Origin of the sequence: Enterococcus sp. DIV1206, assembly GCF_051712485.1 — a bacterium.
Lineage (GTDB): Bacteria > Bacillota > Bacilli > Lactobacillales > Enterococcaceae > Enterococcus > Enterococcus faecalis.
Genome location: NZ_JBIOOZ010000001.1, coordinates 1,164,942 through 1,184,968, shown reverse-complemented (window position 1 = coordinate 1,184,968; position 20,027 = coordinate 1,164,942). Strand labels below are relative to the sequence as shown.

General features: G+C 37.7%; 17 protein-coding genes and 1 CRISPR repeat array. Of the genes, 5 read left to right on the top strand and 12 right to left on the bottom strand.

Translation table 11 applies throughout. The features are described from left to right. Positions 1-2 precede the first annotated feature (2 nt). The 8 genes from cydC to IGK86_RS05685 all read right to left on the bottom strand — a co-directional run bounded on the left by cydC (position 3) and on the right by IGK86_RS05685 (position 11,120). Positions 3-1,769, bottom strand: a complete 1,767-nt coding sequence (gene cydC / locus IGK86_RS05720) for a thiol reductant ABC exporter subunit CydC (protein WP_016617570.1) — start codon at positions 1,767-1,769, stop codon at positions 3-5. After that, positions 1,766-3,499, bottom strand: a complete 1,734-nt coding sequence (cydD, locus tag IGK86_RS05715; protein WP_010775957.1) for a thiol reductant ABC exporter subunit CydD — start codon at positions 3,497-3,499, stop codon at positions 1,766-1,768. Before cydD ends, cydC begins: the two co-directional genes overlap by 4 nt. Before the next feature lie 4 nt (positions 3,500-3,503). Further along, the gene (gene cydB, locus IGK86_RS05710; RefSeq protein WP_002356976.1) at positions 3,504-4,517 is read right to left on the bottom strand and encodes a cytochrome d ubiquinol oxidase subunit II; all 1,014 of its coding nucleotides are present in this window, start codon (positions 4,515-4,517) and stop codon (positions 3,504-3,506) included. Then, a complete protein-coding gene (locus tag IGK86_RS05705) occupies positions 4,514-5,932 on the bottom strand; it encodes a cytochrome ubiquinol oxidase subunit I (protein ID WP_002356974.1) in 1,419 nt (472 codons plus the stop codon). Before IGK86_RS05705 ends, cydB begins: the two co-directional genes overlap by 4 nt. Before the next feature lie 472 nt (positions 5,933-6,404). After that, a CRISPR array of direct repeats spans positions 6,405-6,770; the repeat unit is 36 nt; unit sequence GTTTTGGTACCATTCTAAACAACATGACTCTAAAAC. A 157-nt stretch (positions 6,771-6,927) separates the two neighbouring features. Beyond that, positions 6,928-7,791 (bottom strand): AraC family transcriptional regulator, encoded by an 864-nt coding sequence (locus IGK86_RS05700; protein ID WP_010775958.1) that lies wholly within the window; start codon positions 7,789-7,791, stop codon positions 6,928-6,930. An 84-nt stretch (positions 7,792-7,875) separates the two neighbouring features. Further along, complete coding sequence (locus IGK86_RS05695) at positions 7,876-9,957, bottom strand: DNA topoisomerase III (RefSeq protein ID WP_002388224.1); 2,082 nt, start codon at positions 9,955-9,957, stop codon at positions 7,876-7,878. A 130-nt stretch (positions 9,958-10,087) separates the two neighbouring features. Further along, positions 10,088-10,453: a DUF1033 family protein gene (locus tag IGK86_RS05690; protein WP_002356966.1), complete on the bottom strand. Its 366-nt coding sequence runs from the start codon at positions 10,451-10,453 to the stop codon at positions 10,088-10,090. Positions 10,454-10,550: 97 nt separating this feature from the next. Beyond that, positions 10,551-11,120, bottom strand: coding sequence for a TetR/AcrR family transcriptional regulator (locus tag IGK86_RS05685; protein ID WP_002379584.1), 570 nt, complete (start codon positions 11,118-11,120; stop codon positions 10,551-10,553). A gap of 132 nt (positions 11,121-11,252) precedes the next feature. On the opposite strand from IGK86_RS05685, the gene IGK86_RS05680 reads away from it, so the two are divergent. Then, on the top strand, positions 11,253-11,768 hold the full coding sequence (locus tag IGK86_RS05680; RefSeq protein ID WP_002362073.1) for a YbhB/YbcL family Raf kinase inhibitor-like protein: 516 nt from the start codon (positions 11,253-11,255) through the stop codon (positions 11,766-11,768). A 16-nt stretch (positions 11,769-11,784) separates the two neighbouring features. Further along, positions 11,785-13,023: a multidrug efflux MFS transporter gene (locus tag IGK86_RS05675; protein WP_002356962.1), complete on the top strand. Its 1,239-nt coding sequence runs from the start codon at positions 11,785-11,787 to the stop codon at positions 13,021-13,023. Between the two features lie 180 nt (positions 13,024-13,203). Here the strand turns inward: IGK86_RS05675 and mnmA are convergent, their stop codons facing one another. The 4 genes from mnmA to IGK86_RS05655 form a co-directional block, all read right to left on the bottom strand. After that, a complete protein-coding gene (mnmA, locus tag IGK86_RS05670; RefSeq protein ID WP_002362075.1) occupies positions 13,204-14,328 on the bottom strand; it encodes a tRNA 2-thiouridine(34) synthase MnmA in 1,125 nt (374 codons plus the stop codon). 225 nt (positions 14,329-14,553) lie between these two features. Next, positions 14,554-14,898, bottom strand: coding sequence for a DUF1831 domain-containing protein (locus IGK86_RS05665; RefSeq protein ID WP_002356959.1), 345 nt, complete (start codon positions 14,896-14,898; stop codon positions 14,554-14,556). 67 nt (positions 14,899-14,965) lie between these two features. Continuing rightward, positions 14,966-16,111 (bottom strand): cysteine desulfurase family protein, encoded by a 1,146-nt coding sequence (locus IGK86_RS05660; RefSeq protein ID WP_016617566.1) that lies wholly within the window; start codon positions 16,109-16,111, stop codon positions 14,966-14,968. 156 nt (positions 16,112-16,267) lie between these two features. Next, the gene (locus IGK86_RS05655) at positions 16,268-17,242 is read right to left on the bottom strand and encodes a ribose-phosphate diphosphokinase (protein ID WP_002362076.1); all 975 of its coding nucleotides are present in this window, start codon (positions 17,240-17,242) and stop codon (positions 16,268-16,270) included. Positions 17,243-17,454: 212 nt separating this feature from the next. Between IGK86_RS05655 and IGK86_RS05650 the strand changes: the two genes are divergently transcribed. From IGK86_RS05650 to IGK86_RS05640, 3 genes are read left to right on the top strand one after another with little or no spacing between them, the layout of a single operon-like run. Further along, positions 17,455-18,204 carry a metal ABC transporter ATP-binding protein gene (locus tag IGK86_RS05650; protein WP_002360005.1) on the top strand — a complete coding sequence of 250 codons (750 nt, stop codon included), beginning with the start codon at positions 17,455-17,457 and terminating at the stop codon, positions 18,202-18,204. Next, positions 18,201-19,070, top strand: a complete 870-nt coding sequence (locus IGK86_RS05645) for a metal ABC transporter permease (protein WP_002369145.1) — start codon at positions 18,201-18,203, stop codon at positions 19,068-19,070. The genes IGK86_RS05650 and IGK86_RS05645 overlap by 4 nt, the downstream gene beginning before the upstream one ends. Next, positions 19,057-19,983: a metal ABC transporter substrate-binding protein gene (locus tag IGK86_RS05640; protein WP_002425954.1), complete on the top strand. Its 927-nt coding sequence runs from the start codon at positions 19,057-19,059 to the stop codon at positions 19,981-19,983. Before IGK86_RS05645 ends, IGK86_RS05640 begins: the two co-directional genes overlap by 14 nt. Positions 19,984-20,027: the final 44 nt, after the last annotated feature.

Below are 20,027 nucleotides of genomic sequence, written 5' to 3'. Positions count from 1 at the left end.
TTTTATTCCTCGAAAGAACTAATGCCACGATCAATTCGGTAAAGTTTTTGATAATGCGCATTGGTTGCAAGTAATTCTTCTGGTGTACCACTCATCTCTAATTGGCCATCTTCAATAAAGATCACTTGATCCATCAAAGTTACGCCTTGCAAATGGTGGGTAATCCAGATGACGGTTTTATCTTTTAATGCCTCAAAAAAGGTTTCCAGCAATTGCTGTTCTGTAATTGGATCTAAACCAGTAGTTGGTTCGTCTAATAACACAATCGGTGTATCTTGCAAAAGAATCCGCGCTAGTGCCAAGCGATGTCGTTCGCCACCAGAAAAACGCAAACCTGCTTCATCCACCATTGTTTGTAAACCTTCTGGTAATTGGGTAACCATTTCTTTTAAGCCAACTTTTTCTAAAACCGCCCAAACTTCTGCTTCGCTCGCTTCTTCTCTACCAATCCGAATATTATTTAAAATGGTTGTTCGAAATAGGTACGGCGCTTGGTGCATAACCCCAATATATTCAGTCATCGTCTCACCAAATGCCTCAGTTGGGATGTTTCCTAAAAGGATTTCTCCCGAAGTAGGTCGTAAATCACCACGAATGAGCGAAGCCAACGTACTCTTTCCGGAACCACTGCGCCCTAAAATCGCTAATTTTTGTTTTTCAGGAATTGTTAACGATAAGTCATTTAATACCTTTTTCTCTTGATTTTCATATGCAAAAGACAAATGTTCTATCGATAAACTGGTGCCATTTGGCTGAACAGGCGCTTCTGTTGAGTCATCTTCCCCTTCAGGAAGCTCATTAAAACGACGAATGGAATCCTTATAAATCGTTGTTTCCTGTGCTGCAGCAGGAAGCGGAGCAAAAGCATCAATTAACGGAAACACGGTTAAAACAAAGGCACCAATCCAATTGGCTGCGCCCCCATGATTACCTGGAAACCGCACACTAGTCCAAGCTAAGACAGCAATCGCAATCACACCGAACAGAAGTTGTAAAACAAAGTCTCGGCCACGGTTAAATTGCTTCATTTTTTCATCTAATGCACGAACGTTTGCTTCATCTGTTTCATAACGAGCAACGAATTCAGCACCTCGTTGGCTAAACACCCAATCAGACACACCTAGAATATTGTCGGTTAGTGTTTGATATAACTCATTTTTGGCATATTTATGTTTTTCTTGACGCGCACCATTCACTAGAACTGAAACAAGTGGTAATAGAAAAACAACCACTCCTAACATCAGTAACATGCATAAAGCAAACCACCAAGAAAAGAAACCTAACGCAATCACTAAAAAGATATACAAAATCCAAGCAATAACAGTTGGGAAAATCGTTCGTAAATACAAGTTTTGGATATGATTAATATCCTCCGAAAGCAAACCTAAGATATCCCCAGTGCGATATTTTGTCTTAAAGAAAATCGCATCTTTTTCTAGCACATTATAAAGTTTCAAGCGCAGATCAGAGGTCATTTTTAACACCCAGTTATGACTCGTTAGACGCTCCACATAACGAAAAACAGGACGGCCAATCCCAAATGCTCTTGTTAAAACAATGGGAATATAAATTAATAAAATATTCTCTGGTAAGGAAGCCGCACGACTGATTAAGTAACCAGACGTAAACATTAATGCCCCTGCGCTAAAGAACGTCAAGAAGCCTAAAAGTAAGGCAAAATACAAGGTTTTTTTATAGCGTTTTAAAAAAGGACGAACCCATTGATCGTTTTTCCAAACGTCTTTCGTTGTCGGCTGTTTTTCCATCATTGGCGTCCTCCTCTCATTTGCTTCATTAATTGAACATAGTAGCCATCTTTTTCAATCAACTCTGCTAGCGTTCCTTGTTCCACTAATTGACCTTTTTCCATCACTAAAATGTAATCCATTTCTTCCATCCAATGCAGACGATGTGTCGCAAAGAAGACAAGATGATTGTTCATTAATGGCAACATGCGCTCTTTCATTTCAACTTCTGTTTCAATATCCAAATGCGCTGTCGGCTCATCAAACAGCAAGACGTGGCGTTTTTGATCGACAAAGGCGCGGGCCAACGCTACTCGTTGCGCTTGTCCCCCACTTAACATTCGACCGCTTTCCCCAATCAAGGTATGAATTCCTTCGGGAAGGTCTTTAACCAGCTCTTCTAAGCCAACTAACTGAATCGCTTGCTGAATCGCCTCATCTGTTGCTTCAGGTGTATAAAAGCGAATATTGTTTGCCAAAGTATCTTGAAAAATATATGGTGCTTGCGGAATATAAAGGATTTGTTTTTGCCAGTCTTTTTGTAAAAAATGTGGAATCGTTTGGCCATTTATCGCCAATTGACTCGTTTCTTCTGTTGGTAATAAAAAGCCGCTTAATAAATTAATTAACGTTGACTTACCAGAACCACTCGCCCCGATAATTCCAATCTTTTTGCGACCATCAACAGAGAATTGCAACGATTGAATCGCTTCTTGCGTTGCATCTTCATAGGAAAAATTTAACGCGGTGACTGACAACTGACTTTCTTGATGCCAATCATCTAACGTGAGCACATCGGTCTGTTCTGCTTCTGGCAATGCTAATACCGCTTGGATCGCTTGAAAAGAGTTTTTTCCATCTAAGGTTGCGTGATAATCACTTGAAAAATCACGAATCGGTAAAAAGAACTCAGGTGCTAAAATTAAAGTAACCAAGGCAGGAAATAATAAAATCGTGCCGTTTAATAAACTTAATCCAAGGAAAACTGCCACAACAGCTACCGATAATGTCGTAAAAAAGTCTAACGCAAAGGTTGATAAAATAGCAATTTTCAATGTACTCATGGTCGCTTTTCTGAATCGTTCACTTGTATGATAAATACTCCCAGCATATTTTTTGCTCAACCCAAACAGTTTCAGCGTGTCAATTCCTCGCAAGGAATCAATAAAATGATTGGAAAGCATTTGAAACGCCGCATATTGCTTGTCCGCTTTACTTTGTGCTGCATAACCTAACACAATCATAAAAATAATAATAATCGGAAAAACAATCAGCAATGTTACGCCTGAACGAATATCTTGTGTAAAAACAAAGGCCAAAATAATCCAAGGAATAATCATCATATTCATCATTTTTGTCAAAATCAATTGTAAATAATTTTCGGTTTGACTGATGCCTTCTAAAGCCATAGTAACCATATTTCCAGTTCCATTTTTTTGAACAACATTTGGCCCCAAACGGAAAATTTTGGTTAATAATTGTTCGCGTAATTCTTTCGAGCGTTCATAACTAAATGTATCGAGCATTCTCTCACGAAAATACGTAATAACATGTCGACCAAGATAAAAAATAAAAAAGAGTAAAATACTCTGTAGTTGTTGGTTAAGATGCCCGCCACTCCAAAGGCCGACAATGGCTTTTGAAAGAAAAAAAGCTTGCCCAATTATAAAGACTGCTTGCAGGAAAGAAAAACCTGCAAGCAAGACAAGAATTTTTTTGATTTTAGGCATCTGTAAGATGTCTTTATCAATCATAGATTTAATACCCCTCTGGTACGGCTGTCTGTGAAATACGTTTTCTGAAAATATAATAGGACCAAGCAGTATAAGCTAACACGAATGGTAAAATGCTTAAAGAAATCCACGTCATAATTTTTAGTGTATATGGTGTGCTTGTTGCATCTTTAATCAACAAATCAAAACCTTCACTACCAATCATAACACGTGGGAACAAGCCACTGAACAAGAGAGCAACTAGTACAACTAATGTTAAACCACTCGCTAGAAAAGCTAACATCTCTTTGCGTTTAAACACCCCAACATTAGCAATGACCGTTAAGACCACAATTGCTAACGTTAAAATTAAAGTGACCGCAAAGTTCTTTTCATAAAAGTCCGTTTTGAAGTACATCAACACTGCAAAAACAACTAAACCGACATATAAAACGCCGTATAAGATTTCTGCATAATTTCGAGCACGTTCACGAATTGGGCCTTCTGTTTTTAAAGCAATATAGTTCATGCCGTGTAAGTAGCAAAGTAATGTTAAGGCTACTCCACCAACAATTGAAAACAGATTAAAATAATCCGTAAATTGTGCATGCATATTGCCGTTTGCATCTAAAGGCATCCCTTGGACTAAGCTGATAAACAAAATACCAAAGAAGAACGGTACAAGGAAACTACCAATTGATAGCGTCCAGTTCCACATCCGACGACGTTTACCTTCCGGCATGTTGTGGCGGAATTCAAAGGAAACTCCGCGAATAATTAAGCCAAATAAAATCGTAAATAGAATTAAATAGTAGCCACTAAATAATGAAGCATACCAATATGGGAAAGAGGCAAACATTGCGCCGCCCGCTGTTAATAGCCAAACTTCGTTTCCGTCCCAAACAGGTCCAATTGTTGCAACGACTTGATCTTTTTCGTCGTCATTGTGTGCCAACGTTTGAACGGCCATTCCAACACCAAAGTCAAATCCTTCTAAGAAGAAGAAACCTGAGAACAAGACGCCGATAAGGACAAACCATAATAATTGTAGTGTACTCATTCGCCAAATACCCCCTTATCAAATGGATCCAACGCTGGTTCATTTTCTTTCGCTAATTTTTTCGCTTCATAGTCTGGTCCTTTACGTAATTCTAAAATGACCAAGTAAACCATGACACTACCTAAACCAGCAAATAATAAGAAATAAATGACATTTGACGTAATTAATGAAGCAACCGATACATTTGGTGAAACACTTTGTTCAATCGTAAATAATCCATAGACAGTCCACGGATAACGACCTAATTCAGTGACTAACCAACCTGTTGTATTGGCAAGGAATGGTGCGAATGTACATAAAGCAACAATCCACAGCATCCATTTCTTCTCGTACAGCGATGGTTTTTTCTTCCTTGTAAAGAATAGTCCTAAGGCAGCAACCAATAACATTAAGGCACCAAAACCAGCCATGATACGGAAGCTCCAGAATAAAGTGTTAACTGGTGGATAATAATTTTTATCATCCCCATATTTTTCTACCAAACGCTTGTTGACTGTATCCATTCCATCAACCGAACCTGATAATTTGTTATACGATAAAATACTTAGCATATATGGAATATCGATACCAAAAACTTGTTTATGTTCTCGTTCATCTGCCCAAGCAATCAATGTCCAAGCAGCAGGATCATCAGAGTCTTCATAGGCCCCCTCCATCGCCGCAAATTTCATTGGTTGTCCTTCAATTAGAGCTTTCATTTGCAAGTCGCCAGCTAATAAAACGCCGATTGAACCGAACAAAGTAACCCATAAGCCAATGCGCATAGATGCTTTGTGGAATGAAATATCCCGTTTTTTCAACAATTGGAAAGCAGCCATACCAGCTACTGCCATGCCGCCCAATGTAAAGGCGCCCATGATAACGTGTGAAAATTCATACCAAACTTTTGGATTGCTGATGACAGCTACAAAGTCCACCATTTCAGCACGGCCATTATTGATGACATAACCTACTGGATGTTGCATAAAACTATTGGCAACTAAAATCCAGAAAGCAGACATCATTGAACCGAATACGACTAACCAGATAAACGTTACGTGAACTTTTGGATTCATTTTATCCCAAGTAAAGATCCACAAACCTAAGAATGTTGACTCTAAGAAGAAAGCTAAGAGCGCTTCTACCGCCAACGGTGCCCCAAAAATATCTCCGACGAATCGAGAATAATCAGACCAGTTCATCCCAAACTGAAATTCTTGAATAATCCCGGTTACAACCCCAACAGCGAAGCTTAATAGGAATATATTTCCCCAAAACTTGGCCATTTTACGATAACGTTCCTCTTTTTTCACAACGTACATTGTTTCCATAATTGCTACAACAAGTGCTAATCCTATTGAAAACGGTACGAAGAAAAAGTGGAAAACTGTTGTCATCGCAAATTGGATTCTCGCCAATGTTACAATATCAAACATATTATTTCCTCCCTGATTTGCCTCCACACAAAGAAACAAGCTTACCTGAATTGTTCATTTCCATTAGCGATGACTCCTTTTATCTACGAAACTAAAAGAAAATTCAAGTGAACTTTTCCAAAAAGTGTGAAAATGCATGTAATATAGAATAATTCCAATCTAAGTATACAACTTTCTGAGGCAGAAACCAAACAATACAGAAGCATTTCTCACAATTTTTTTAGGTGCTACCAAGATTTCTTCCCTTTCTTCTATCAATAAAAAAAGCCCTTCCTAAAAAAAGGAAGAACTAATCTCAATCTATCAACATTTTGACTTATCACTTGATTAGTTTTCGAAAATTGAAGCAGCTCGTCTTTGATGATAAAAATTCTAATCTTGTGATGAAAATTACGGATTGCTTGTAGTGATAGTTTGTTTTTAAACAACATGACTATAAAACAGGGGAGAAAAAGCCAAATCAAAAAAGTTTGTTTTGGTACCATTCTAAACAACATGACTCTAAAACGAATTGATAATTGAAGCCTTAACAAGTAATGTTTTGGCACCATTCTAAACAACATGACTCTAAAACTGATCCAACCTGTCAGAAAATCCACGATCAGTTTTGGTACCATTCCAAACAACATGACTCTAAAACGACTACCTTCGTTATTGATAATGTACCAACGTTTTGGTACCATTCTAAACAACATGACTCTAAAACTTACATCTCCATCGGAATCTGTTGAACTTAGTTTTGGTACCATTCTAAACAACATGACTCTAAAACACAAAGAGAAACACGTTTCAATGAAAACATGTTTTGGTACCATTCTAAACAACATGACTCTAAAACCTCGGAGAATTATTTTTTCTCCATGATTCCGTATTCGCATCACTTATCCATAGCTAGATTTCAGTTTAGAAGGTCTGATTTTTTTCTTCACGTTTATTATACCAAACTTTCTCCTTCTTGGCGGAAAAACCCACCATTTTTCAATGGTGGTTTTTCTTTATTTAGTAGCTGTAACAGCGAGCCAGATTTCACTATACTTAGCTTCTGCTGGTCCTTGATATTGCGTAAACGAAATTTCTGGTGCTGCAACGACTTGGTAACCAGATGAAGGCAACCATTCAGAGAATATCCTTGCCCAGGTTTCTTGTAAAGTTTGTGGGAAAGGACCTTCATTTGGAAAAACCGCCCATGTATGAGCAGGTACGCTTAGTTGCTCCAAATCTTCATAGGTATTTTCTTGCAAAGTGGCAAAGCCAATCATGTGTGTCATTTCTCCACCTTCTGTTGTTCGTCCCTCTTGAAAGTCAAAAGAAGCATTTACTACTTGATGAGGATATATGTCATCAAATGTATGCATTTCCGCTCGTTGTTGTGGTGTAATGCGCTGTGCTAATTCCATGATTGCTTGATTTTCCCCTTGATACTGCAAGGGAACCTTCTGACTAACTCCGACTATTTGAAACGCTGGTTTTTCAATCAATTTAACATCCATTGATTGTCCTCCTTTAATATCAATATAGAAAGAGAATTTAGGGAACGTTTTTTGGATTTGTGTTTTCATTACTTCAGAAGGGGCTTGTCCTGACCAATCGCGAAAGGCTCTTGAGAATCCTTCAATACTTTGATAACCATATTTAAAAGCTACATCTGTCACTTTTTCACCAGCAAGTAATGCTAAATTTGCTTCCGCCAAACGTCTCTTTTTAATATATTCAGCCAGACTCATACCCGCAATAAACGAAAAAGTTCGTTTAAAATGGTAAACAGAAATCCCTGTCTTTTTTGCCAATTCATCGAAGGATACTTCTTCCGTTAAATGTTCTTCAATATAATCCATTGCTTGATTTAAATTTGCGAGCATCCGTGTCCCTCTCTTTCTATTTGAAAGTTTACTAAAGACCAACAAGGATGACTTGATTATTTAGAGCCAACATTCGTCAAGTCGCTACTCTTGATTCATAGCGGCTTTTAAGGCCTGCGCTAAAGCACTTTCTTCTGGTTCGTCTGGTTGTGAATATTTTTTCATCAAACGACGTTCTTCATGTTTAGTCATTTTTTGTTTTCGTTCTTTTTTATCGGGAATTTTTTCAGTAATCGAACAGAATTTACATTTGAAAGAACGACCATTTTTTCCTTCTATGATAACCATTTTTTTATGGCATTGTGGGCAACGGTGATTGGATACTTTAGGATCTTTTCGCCGACGATAAGAACATTCTTGGTTTGTACAAACGTAAATCTTCCCATCTTTCGTATTTTTTTCCCGTAAGTTTGAGCCACAATCTGGACATTTTTTTTGCGTAATGGAAAAATCTTGATATTTTTTCTCGCTTTGTTTAATTTCACGGACTAATTTTTTCGTATCCTCTTCAATATCCTTTAAGAAAAGTTGACTCTTTTGTTGACCCGAAGCGATTGCTTCGAGCGACTTTTCCCATTTTTCCGTTAGTTCAGGTGTCACAAGTGATGGATTCACCAAGTCTAATAGTTGCTTTCCTTTGGCAGAGACACTTAAACCGCTATTGGTTCGTTCCATCAATTCTGATTTAATCAGTTTTTCAATGATTTCAGCTCGCGTTGCCGGTGTGCCTAAACTGTGTTTCTCCATTTTTCCTAACAACGTTCCTTCGGTTAATGGTTTTGGCGGCGACGTTAATTCTTTGTTAATGGTAAAGTTTGGCGCAACGGTCATGCCTTTTTGCCATTGGACAGTGGATAGCGGCTGTTCGGCTGTTGTTTTCCAACCAGCAACAACTACTTTATTTTGATGAAAGACAAATGTTTCTTTTCCAAAAGCGACTGTAACTTTTGTTTGTTTGGTTTGATTTGGCTCAGCAAACAAACCTAAGAATCGTTGAACAATCATTTGATAGATTTTTTGTTCATCATTGCTTAGTTTTTCATAACGAGGACGTTGTTCAGTTGGAATCAACCCATGGTGATCCGTGACTTTTGCATTTTGGAAAACTTTTTGTTGTTTAACAACGGCCCCATTTTTAAGGTAGCCTTTCACTTCTGGTGAAAAATCAGCAATAGCTTGAAGGCGCTCTTTCATCGTTCCTTTCATATCCGTCGTTAGATATTTGCTGTCAGTTCGAGGATAGGAAACAATTTTATGGGTTTCGTATAAACTTTGTACAAGAGACAACGTTTTCTTTGCAGAAAATTGGAATCGCTGGTTGGCTTCACGCTGGATTTCGGTTAAATCATATGGTAACGGCGCATTTTCTGTTTTAACTTTTTCTTGGATATCGGTAACTAAGCCCTTTTGTTTTGAGAGTTCTTTGACTAATTGTTCTGCTTCCTGCCGTTCTTTTAAAGCGTATGGATTTTTTTGGGTCATCTTTGCTTTTTCTGATTCAACAGTTAACGAGATAGTAAAATAAGTTTGAGGCTTAAATTGTTCAATCGTTTTTTCTTGTTGGCGTACCATTGCTAAAGTTGGTGTTTGAACACGACCTGCGGATAAGTTATCTTGATATTTCACTGTCAAGGCTCGTGTGACGTTTAGCCCAACTAACCAGTCAGCTTTTGCGCGCGCCAAGGCAGAGTAATACAAATTATCGTAGTCTTTCGCTGGGCGAATTTTCTTAAACCCGTCTTTAATGGCTTTGTCTGTTTGAGATGAAATCCATAAGCGTTTGACTGGTTTGTTAAAACGGACATATTCTAAAATCCAGCGGGCCACTAATTCACCTTCACGACCAGCATCAGTGGCAATCACGGCTTCAGAAACATCTTTACGATTAGCTAATTGTTTAATCGCTTTTAATTGATGTCCCGTTTTCGGTAACGGTTTAATCCCTAAATTCTTAGGAATCATCGGTAAAGTTTCCATTTGCCACGTTTGCCATTCTTTGTTTAAATCTTCTGGCATTTTTAGTCCTAAGAGATGGCCTAAAGCCCAGGTGACAATCACGTTGGGTCCTTCATAATAATTCTTATTTTTTTGATTTGCTCCTAAAACGCGGCTTAAATCTTTTGCTACGCTAGGTTTTTCAGCAATAATTAATTGTTTTGCAACCACTAGTTTCGCTCCTTTTTGAGTGCTATCTTTTCGTATTATACCAAATATTGGTTCGATTTTCTCTAAATTCCGAGAATAGAAAAAGAGTTTAAAGAAAATTCCCTGAGGTTTTTCTTTAAACTCATGCGTTTCAAATAACTTTCCGTTTGCAGAATTTTGTTTTGCCAAAATGATTGGATATTGTGGTAAACTCAGCTTTATTTTCAAAAGTAACTGCATGATGATTTTCTAGTAATGCTAAACCGAAGTATTGTTGTAAATCTTCATCGCATTCTTCACACCAGCGTTCTTCCCCATCATTCCAGAAAGCCGTTAAATAATTAGGCTTTGTGTTGACGTATGTATAATTCTGAGAAAGTTTTTGCCAAACTTCCACATAATATGTCTCTGCATCGGTCAAGTTATCGAAGGTTTTTTCTTGAACAATGTCCTCTTGCCAATCATCAAAAAACCACCAAGGTTCATTGTCGCCATACATTGTAATTACTTGATACATTGAACCGCTCCTTTTTTTGCTACTGTAGGTATCATAGTCACTTTCTGAAAAAGTTGCAAGGATTTGGTTTCGGACTGAGAAATTTTTGAAATTTATTTTATCCTGCCACTTCTAAAGAAACAATAAAATCTTCAATCATGCGACGATAACTTTCTTCTGGCGTGGCTTCTTCGCGTTGAAAATAACCTAAAAAACGTAAGGTAATATAACCATGGATTAAGCTACGTAATTCTCGACTTTTATGCAGTCGTTCTTCATTATTAAATGGATAAAAAGCTAAAAGTTGTAAGATAATTTGATTGGTTTCATGGATGCCTTCAATTAATTGTTGGTTTTGCGTTTTCGGCACACTGATAAGTAATTCATAGACTGCAGAATTTTCAAAAGCAAATTGTTGGTACGTTTCAGCATATATCCGAATTGCTTCTGCGCCACTCTTACCCACTAAGGCTCTTCGCAATGCATCATTTAATTCTTGAATTAACAAGTCCACTAGAGCATTTTTTACTTCAGCAATATTTTTAAAGTGATTATAGAGTGAAGGATACTTGATGCCTAAATCAACGGCTAAATTTTGAAAGGTTAATTGTTGAACGCCCAATTCTTCCGCTAGGTTGCGGGCACTTTCAAGGATTTTGGCTTTCGTTAAATTCCGTTTTTTTGCCATCTTTCTGACGCCTCCAATTCTTAAATTTTGGACAAGTATTAGTTTATCATATCTATTGACTCTTTTTAAACTATAAATTATAGTTTATAATAATAATTTGTAAACATCATTTTTGAAAGAAGGCTGTTTGGCATGCATATTACCAACCGTTCTCATTTGGCCGATCGTTATGGCAAACGAACCAGTGCAGAATTTTTATTACACGAACGTCCTATTTTATCTTTTCCTATTTCTTTAGCGGCCATTCCTAAAGAAGCCCGCTATTTATCCTGGGAATTAATTGATTATGACACGATTCCTCTAATCGGTTTCCCTTTTATTCATTGGTTAGCTGCCAATGTTCCTGTAACCAATGAGATTCCTGAAGACTTTAGTCGAACAGCACTCAAGCCTACCATTCAAGGAAAAAATAGTCTTGCTTCTCCTTTGGGGAAACAGATGATTCCAGCGCTTGCCACTGAAACGTTACCTGAGTTAACCGAACGTTATCTGGGGTTAAGTCCTCGCTCTGGTGTGCACACCTATACGTTATATGTATACGCTACAAAAAATCCACTAAATTTAAAAGAAGGCTTTTTTGCGAATGAATTGCATCAAGCATTGAATGATCAACGACTCGCCAAAGCCAAATTTGAATTTCTTTACTAGAAAGTGAGGAAATAGAATGTATGAATTAATTAAAAGTAAAATTTTCCGTCCAAGACAACCTTGGGAAAAAAATCTGCTTGTTTTATGGTTTGGCACATTTATGGCTGGTATTGGCTTTAGCTTAGTGATGCCATTTATGCCTCTTTATATCAACACATTAGGTACTTTTACCCACCAACAATTGAATTTTTGGAGCGGAATCACGTTCTCCTCCACTTTTTTAGTCACGACCATTGTTTCACCTTGGTGGGGCCGTTTAGCCGACCGAAAAGGACGCAAGTTAATGTTATTACGCGCTTCATTAGGGATGGCTATCGTCATTAGTTTAATGGGCGCAGTCACAAGTGTTTATCAATTGATTGGCTTACGCTTATTACAAGGTGTTTTTTCTGGTTATATCAGTAATGCGACTGCGTTAGTTGCTACAGGCACACCTAAGGAAAAAAGCGGTCAAGTGCTTGGTACTTTAGCCACTGGTTCTGTTACCGGCACGTTGCTTGGTCCTCTTTTGGGCGGTGTCACTGCTTCTATTTTCGGTTATCGGCCAACCTTTTTCATTACTGGTACGATTTTATTACTCGTTTTTGTTTTGAGTCTCGTCTTTGTCCATGAAGAGTTTGTGCCAATTGAAAAAAATCAAGCCGCATCTGGGAAACAAATTTTAAAAAAACTAGAACATCCCCACGTGATTCTTGGAATGTTTATTACGACATTAATCATTCAAGCTTCCAATAATTCAATTAGTCCCATCATCAGTTTATATATTCAACAATTGTTGGGTGGTCACGGAAATGTCACCTTAATTAGCGGAGTCATTGCTTCTATTCCAGGGATTGCAACGTTAATAGCCGCCCCTCGTTTCGGCCGGTTAGGCGATCGTATTGGCAGTGAACGCATCTTGACAATTGGCTTAATTTTAGCCATTTTCGTTTACCTACCAATGGCCTTTGTTCAAAATGTCTGGCAGCTTGCCATGCTTCGTTTCTTAGTTGGGATTTCCGATGCCTGTTTACTACCAGCTGTTCAAACGTTGATCACTCGTTATTCCCCAAGTGACGCTGCAGGTCGTATTTTCAGTTACAATCAATCTTTCCAAGCGACAGGAAATGTGATTGGTCCTATGATTGGTTCAAGCGTATCTGCCGCTTTCGGTTATCGTGGGGTCTTTATTTCCACTTCTTGTCTGGTTCTCATTAACCTTCTATGGGTTCGTCGAAGCACCGCCGAATTAAAAAAAGAGAAAAATGATGACTAAGTTATACACAGAAAAGTTATCCACAATTTGAATTTTTAATTTTTCTCTTTTTCTTATTTTAAAAAAAATAGGCATATAAAACAAAAAAGAAAAGCGGATATTTACTGGTTTTACGACCAGCATATCCGCTTTTCTTTTGGTTAACTTCATCCTTTTTGTTTCACAACTCGTGAAACTTTTTTAGACGTATTGTAGTTCTTTTTCATCTTGGTAGGCGCGATCAATTAAGCCGCCCCCTAAGCATTCCATTCCATCATAAAAAACAACAGCTTGACCTGGAGTGACTGCGCGGGCTGGTTCCTTAAACGTAACGGTTGCTTTTGTGCCATCTTCAGATAAGGAAACATGCACTGGAATATCTGCTTGACGATAACGGAATTTAGCCGTACAGTCAAACTCTTTTGGCATTGGTGTATCAACAGTAAAATGAACCTCACTGGCTTCTAAATGTGTTGCATATAGTTTTTCATGGTGAAATCCTTGTCCCACATATAATGTATTGGTGGTTAAATCTTTCCCAATTACAAACCATGGTTCTTGTGTTTTACCGCCGCCACCAATTCCTAAGCCTTGGCGTTGACCGATAGTATAATACATCAGACCATCATGTTGTCCTTTGATTTCGCCATCTTCTGTCACCATGTTGCCTTTTTTAGCTGGTAAATAATTACTCAAAAATTCTTTGAAATTCTTTTCACCAATAAAACAAACGCCCGTTGAGTCTTTTTTCTTGGCTGTGGCTAATCCAGCACGTTCAGCAATTGCACGAACTTCTGATTTTTCCATACCACCCAATGGAAACATTGTTTTTGCCAATTGGGCTTGTGATAATTGGCTTAAAAAATAGGTTTGGTCTTTATTATTGTCAATTCCACGTAACATATGCACTACGCCATTTTCATCCGTTTCTACTTGCGCATAGTGGCCAGTTGCAACATAGTCAGCGCCTAGTTGCATAGCATAATCTAGGAATGCTTTAAATTTAATTTCTTTATTACACATGACATCTGGATTTGGTGTCCGTCCTAACCGATATTCTGCTAAAAAATATTCAAACACACGGTCCCAATATTCTTTTTCAAAATTGACCGAATAATACGGAATCCCAATTTGATCCGCTACTTTTGCGACATCTTTATAATCCTCAGTTGCGGTACAGACACCATTTTCGTCTGTATCGTCCCAATTTTTCATAAAGATCCCAATTACATCATAGCCTTGCTCTTTTAAAAGCAACGCTGTGACAGATGAATCGACACCGCCACTCATGCCTACCACGACACGCGTTTTGCTGTTATCTGCCATTTTATCACCATCATTTCAATTAGATTCTGAAATCATCCACGATTTGAAGGTCGTAACTTTTCAGTGCTTTTCATTATACTATTTTTTTGAAATAAGTAAAGCAAGCCGGGCGTATAATGAGAAAATACTTGGAACAAAGACACAGCCAACAAGCTATTGCTTTCAAATAAACAGAAAACCTGAAGGAACAAGCTACTTTCACTTGTTTCTTCAGGTTTCTCTAAATTATTCTACTTTCTCTAATACACCACGGCTAATTAAGCCATCCATTAAGAAAAAGTATTTTTCTTTACTCATTTCATGTTGTTCATTCTTGAAAATATTCATTGGTTTTAAACCATTTGCCGTTGTAATGGACATTTTCAACTCTTTTAGATCAGCAGTGATCGTAATTTTCAATTTGAAGCCTTCATTTCTCTGAGGCGTTGGATCTAAGGAACGAATCAATTGAAAGTTCCCTGATTTTGTTTCAGTAAAGCCGTTATCTTTTAATGTATAGCGTTTTGCACTAGGATGTACTTTGTAAAAAACTGTTGAGCCTTCAACAGCAGCCGTTGTTGTAAATGCCATGGGTTCCACCTCGTTATTTTCATTGTTATCTTCATTATAGCGAAAACCTGTAGCTGCCGCAATCAGATTATTTTTTCAATTGTTGAATCACTGCAACTAGTACTTCAGAAAAAGTCGCAATTTCTTCTGGTGTGTTCCCGTAGCCAAAACTAATCCGGATTGATTCTTTAATAGCTGAGGAATTTTCTCCATACATCGCTGTCAACACGTGCGAAGGATCCACAGTTCCCGCTGTACAAGCCGAGCCAGTTGAAATCGCAATACCCCTTAAGTCCAAATGCATTAAGAGCAAATCACTGGGAATTCCTTTTAAATGAAGATTTAAGACATGCGCTAAACGATTCGTTGGTTCACCATTAATTGAAAAATCAATATTGGCTTCTTCTAACGCTTTTAAAATAATCGTTTGAAAACTTTGATAGGCTGTTTTTCTTGCTTGCTTTTCTGCAGAAGTTAGTAATGAAACGGCAGTACCCATGCCAATAATTCCAGCTAAGTTTTCCGTGCCCGCACGTCGTTTTTCTTCTTGTTCCCCACCATGTAAAAGAGGTGGTAATTGGATTGCATCGCTTTTAAATAAAAAACCTACGCCTTTTGGACCATTGATTTTATGAGCGGAAATACTTAATAAGTCGATCCCTAATTCATGAGGTAAAATGACTTCACTTCCATAAGCTTGGACGGCATCTGTATGAAAAATCGCCGAATGATTTTTAAGAATTGCACCAACTTCAGCAATCGGTAATCGATTTCCAATTTCATTATTGCCATACATCATTGAAACCAAGATCGTTTCTTCGTGTAAAGACTTTTTGAATTGATCCATTGAAATCTGACCATTTTCATTCACAGGCAAGTAAGTCACTTCAAAGCCTAACGTTTCTAAGTATTCCATCGTTCGTAACACAGCGGGATGTTCAATTGCCGTAGTAATAATATGTTTTCCTTCCTTTTGACGAGAAAAAGCAACTGCCAAGATGGCTGTGTTATCCCCTTCTGTGCCACCACTATTAAAAATAATTTCGTGGGGTTTGGCTTGTAAGCTCTCGGCAATCGTTTGACGCACTTCTTCCAGAAGACCGTGTGCCTTTCGTCCAAACTGATGAATACTTGATGGATTGCCAAAAGTCGTTTGCATATTTTCAGTCATCGCTTGAATGACCGTTGGATGAAGCGGTGTTGTTGCCGCATGATCTAAATAAATGGGTTCCAAATGACTCGTCCCTTTCCTTATGTTCTGGCGTTATTCTAGCATAAAAAGCTTAAAACACAAAATCAGAATACTTTCTCTTCTATTTATTAAAGAGATAAGAAAAATAGGCCCAACACTATTAAAGTTGTTAGACCTATTTCTAGTTTAAGGAATCACTTATTCTCCTTTTGGTTCTAAACGGAATAATGGACTCATTGGTTTATTTTCATGAATACGAAGTAACGCTTCCCCCATTAACTCAGCGCAAGAAATAATATTCAAGGTTGCTGGTTGGCGGTCTGCTGTCGTATAAACAGAGTCAGTAATACTAATTTCCTTAATCGGCGCATTTTCTAAGGTTGCTTTTGCGCCTTCTGATAACAAACCATGCGAGGCGCAAGCATACACTTCTTGCGCACCATTTTTCATTAAAACTTCCGCCGCTGTGGCTAACGTTTGACCAGTATTCAAAATGTCATCAACAAGAATACATTTTTTCCCAGCGACATTCCCAATAACGTAACCTTCTTGGCGCACCCCATCAATCTCTTCATGGTCGACAATTGCTAAGGTCGCATCTAAGTACTCCGATAAACTACGTGCGCGTTGAACGCCACTGTTTTTAGGCGAAACAATCACAATTTCTTCCCCTACTAATGCTTGTTGACGATAATAATGAGCAAACAAAGGCATTGTAAATAAATTATCTACTGGGATATCAAAAAATCCTTGGACTTGAACAGTATGCAAGTCTAATGTCAACAAACGTGTTGCGCCTGCCTCTACCAACATATTAGCAACTAATTTCGCAGTAATGGGTTCTCTTGGTTTCGCTGTGCGGTCTTGGCGAGCATAACCATAGTAAGGCAAAATAACATTAATTGTTTTTGCGCTAGCACGTTTTAATGCATCAATTAAAATAAGCAATTCCATCAAATGATCATTTACAGGAGCATTCGTTGCTTGGATGATGTAGACATGATCGCCACGAATACTTTCTTCAATATTAATTTGAATTTCGCCATCACTAAATTGGCGCACGGTGCTTTTTCCTAATTCTGTTCCTACTGATGCTGCGATTTTTTCAGCAAGTGGTCGATTTGCATTTAAACTGAAGATGCGTAAGGTGTCATCTTGATAGTTTTCGGTCATGATATCCTCCGTCAATATAAAATAATAGTCGTTTTCATTCATATTCTACCATTTTTTGTCATAAAAATCATGGAATCCTCCTTAATTTATTGAAAGAAACGGTTTTCTTTGTGAAAAAAGCGCTTGTATTTAGGTGCGCCTAAAAATTATTTGCATTTTCTTAAACTATCCCTTATACTGATTTTAAGGCAAACCTAAAAAGGAGGAATTTCATGAGAAAAAGCTTTAACTTAGCTGTTCAAGCGTTAACCGTTCAATATCAAGGACGGACCGCTTTAAATAATATCCACGTTACTATTCCCTCCGGTAAAATTACTGGAATTATCGGACCAAATGGTGCTGGAAAGTCAACATTTATTAAAGGGTTATTAGGCTTGATTAAAACAAAGGAACGTGATGTTTTGTTAAATAATCAAGCGATTGACCAACAAAAAACAACCATTGCCTATGTAGAACAACGTAGCGCCTTGGATCTTAGTTTCCCAATTAGCGTTTTTGAAACGGTCTTGCTAGGAACCTATCCAAACTTGGGACTATTAAAACGCCCAGGAAAGAAAGAAAAGCAAGCAGCCATGGCTGCATTAAAAATGGTGCAATTAGAAGACTATGCGCAACGCCAGATTGGCGAACTTTCTGGTGGCCAATTACAACGTGTGTTTATCGCTCGTGTTTTGGCCCAAGGTGCTGAGGTGATTTTTTTAGATGAACCTTTCGTCGGCATTGATATGTCTAGTGAAAAAGTGATTATGGATATTCTCAAATCATTAAAAAATCAAGGTAAAATGATTATCATTGTTCACCATGATTTGCACAAAGTGTCCCACTATTTTGATGAATTAATCGTTTTGAAAAACCGGCTAATTGCTGCGGGTCCTGTTGAACAAACATTTACTGCAGAAACGCTCCAAGAAGCATACGGTGATTTGTTAGGTGATTTATTAATACAGGGGGTTGCAAAATGATTGCTGCATTTATTGATGGTTTATTCCGTTATCAATTTTTACAAAATGCCCTTTTGACGTCTGTAATTGTCGGACTCATTTCAGGGGTAATTGGTTCATTCATTATTTTACGTGGGATGTCTTTGATGGGTGATGCGATTTCACATGCTGTTTTACCAGGGGTCGCTGTTTCTTATATGTTTGGTTTCAATTATATTTTTGGCGCTTCTATTTTTGGCTTATTAGCTGCATTATCAATCGGCTTTATTACCCAAAAAAGTCCACTAAAAAATGATACTGCCATTGGTGTTGTCTTTAGCTCTTTTTTTGCTTTAGGGATTATTTTTATCTCTTTTGCAAAAAGTTCCACCGATTTATATCATATTCTGTTTGGAAATGTATTAGCGGTCGCAGATACCGATATTTTAATTACTTGTGTCGTCGGCGTGATTGTTTTGATTTTTGTGGCATTGTTTTATAAAGAGTTGCAACTCACTTCTTTTGATCCCACAATGGCTCAGGCCTATGGTTTAAATATTCAATTTTTCCACTATGCATTGATGTTTTTACTAACATTAGTCGCTGTTTCTTCTTTGCAAACCGTCGGAACTATTTTAGTCATTGCCATGCTGATTACGCCAGCGGCAACAGCTTATCTATTAACAAATCACTTACCGACAATGATTGGCTTAGCCTCTACTTTTGGGATTTTAAGTTCAGTGATTGGCCTATTCTTTAGTTATTCTTATAACTTAGCTTCTGGTGCGACGATTGTTTTAACCGCCGCCTTATTCTTTTTATTGGCTTTCTTTTTCTCACCAAAGAAAGGCCTAGTATTTGTAAACCGTGAGAAAGAAATGGAGGAATCAACGAATGAAAAAATTTAGTTTATTTTTTTTAACATTTTTAGCAGGGTTAACGTTAGCTGCTTGCGGGAATCAAGCCGCTGAAAAGAAAGAAAAATTAGCAATTGTGACAACGAACTCGATCTTATCCGATTTAGTGAAAAATGTTGGGCAAGACAAAATTGAGCTGCATAGTATTGTGCCAATTGGGACAGACCCTCACGAATATGAACCGTTACCAGAAGACATTGCGAAAGCTTCTGAAGCGGACATTTTATTCTTTAACGGCTTGAACTTAGAAACAGGCGGAAATGGCTGGTTTAACAAATTAATGAAAACGGCCAAAAAAGTTGAGAATAAAGATTACTTTTCTACAAGCAAAAATGTTACGCCACAATATTTAACAAGTGCCGGTCAAGAACAAACAGAAGATCCGCATGCTTGGTTAGACATTGAAAATGGCATTAAATATGTAGAAAACATTCGTGACGTGTTAGTAGAAAAAGATCCAAAAAATAAAGATTTCTATACAGAAAACGCGAAAAATTATACCGAAAAACTTAGCAAACTACATGAGGAAGCCAAAGCTAAATTCGCTGATATTCCTGATGATAAAAAATTATTAGTTACAAGTGAAGGTGCCTTTAAATATTTCTCCAAAGCTTATGATTTAAATGCCGCTTATATTTGGGAAATTAACACAGAAAGTCAAGGAACACCTGAACAAATGACCACGATTATTGATACCATTAAGAAATCAAAAGCACCTGTGTTATTTGTTGAAACCAGTGTCGATAAACGTAGTATGGAACGGGTCTCAAAAGAAGTGAAACGACCAATTTACGATACACTTTTCACAGACTCTCTTGCCAAAGAAGGAACAGAAGGCGATACGTACTACAGCATGATGAACTGGAATTTAACAAAAATCCATGATGGCTTAATGAGTAAATAAATAATAAAGAAGAAAGAACCAAGTTGACTCCCCCTCAACTTGGT

Coding starts and splice junctions, on each gene's coding strand:
- cydC (WP_016617570.1), bottom strand. CDS start 1,769: ATGATGGAAAAACAGCCGACAACGAAAGACGTTTGGAAAAACGATCAA.
- cydD (WP_010775957.1), bottom strand. CDS start 3,499: ATGATTGATAAAGACATCTTACAGATGCCTAAAATCAAAAAAATTCTT.
- cydB (WP_002356976.1), bottom strand. CDS start 4,517: ATGAGTACACTACAATTATTATGGTTTGTCCTTATCGGCGTCTTGTTC.
- IGK86_RS05705 (WP_002356974.1), bottom strand. CDS start 5,932: ATGTTTGATATTGTAACATTGGCGAGAATCCAATTTGCGATGACAACA.
- IGK86_RS05700 (WP_010775958.1), bottom strand. CDS start 7,791: ATGCTCGCAAATTTAAATCAAGCAATGGATTATATTGAAGAACATTTA.
- IGK86_RS05690 (WP_002356966.1), bottom strand. CDS start 10,453: ATGTATCAAGTAATTACAATGTATGGCGACAATGAACCTTGGTGGTTT.
- IGK86_RS05685 (WP_002379584.1), bottom strand. CDS start 11,120: ATGGCAAAAAAACGGAATTTAACGAAAGCCAAAATCCTTGAAAGTGCC.
- IGK86_RS05680 (WP_002362073.1), top strand. CDS start 11,253: ATGCATATTACCAACCGTTCTCATTTGGCCGATCGTTATGGCAAACGA.
- IGK86_RS05675 (WP_002356962.1), top strand. CDS start 11,785: ATGTATGAATTAATTAAAAGTAAAATTTTCCGTCCAAGACAACCTTGG.
- mnmA (WP_002362075.1), bottom strand. CDS start 14,328: ATGGCAGATAACAGCAAAACGCGTGTCGTGGTAGGCATGAGTGGCGGT.
- IGK86_RS05665 (WP_002356959.1), bottom strand. CDS start 14,898: ATGGCATTTACAACAACGGCTGCTGTTGAAGGCTCAACAGTTTTTTAC.
- IGK86_RS05655 (WP_002362076.1), bottom strand. CDS start 17,242: ATGACCGAAAACTATCAAGATGACACCTTACGCATCTTCAGTTTAAAT.
- IGK86_RS05650 (WP_002360005.1), top strand. CDS start 17,455: ATGAGAAAAAGCTTTAACTTAGCTGTTCAAGCGTTAACCGTTCAATAT.
- IGK86_RS05645 (WP_002369145.1), top strand. CDS start 18,201: ATGATTGCTGCATTTATTGATGGTTTATTCCGTTATCAATTTTTACAA.
- IGK86_RS05640 (WP_002425954.1), top strand. CDS start 19,057: ATGAAAAAATTTAGTTTATTTTTTTTAACATTTTTAGCAGGGTTAACG.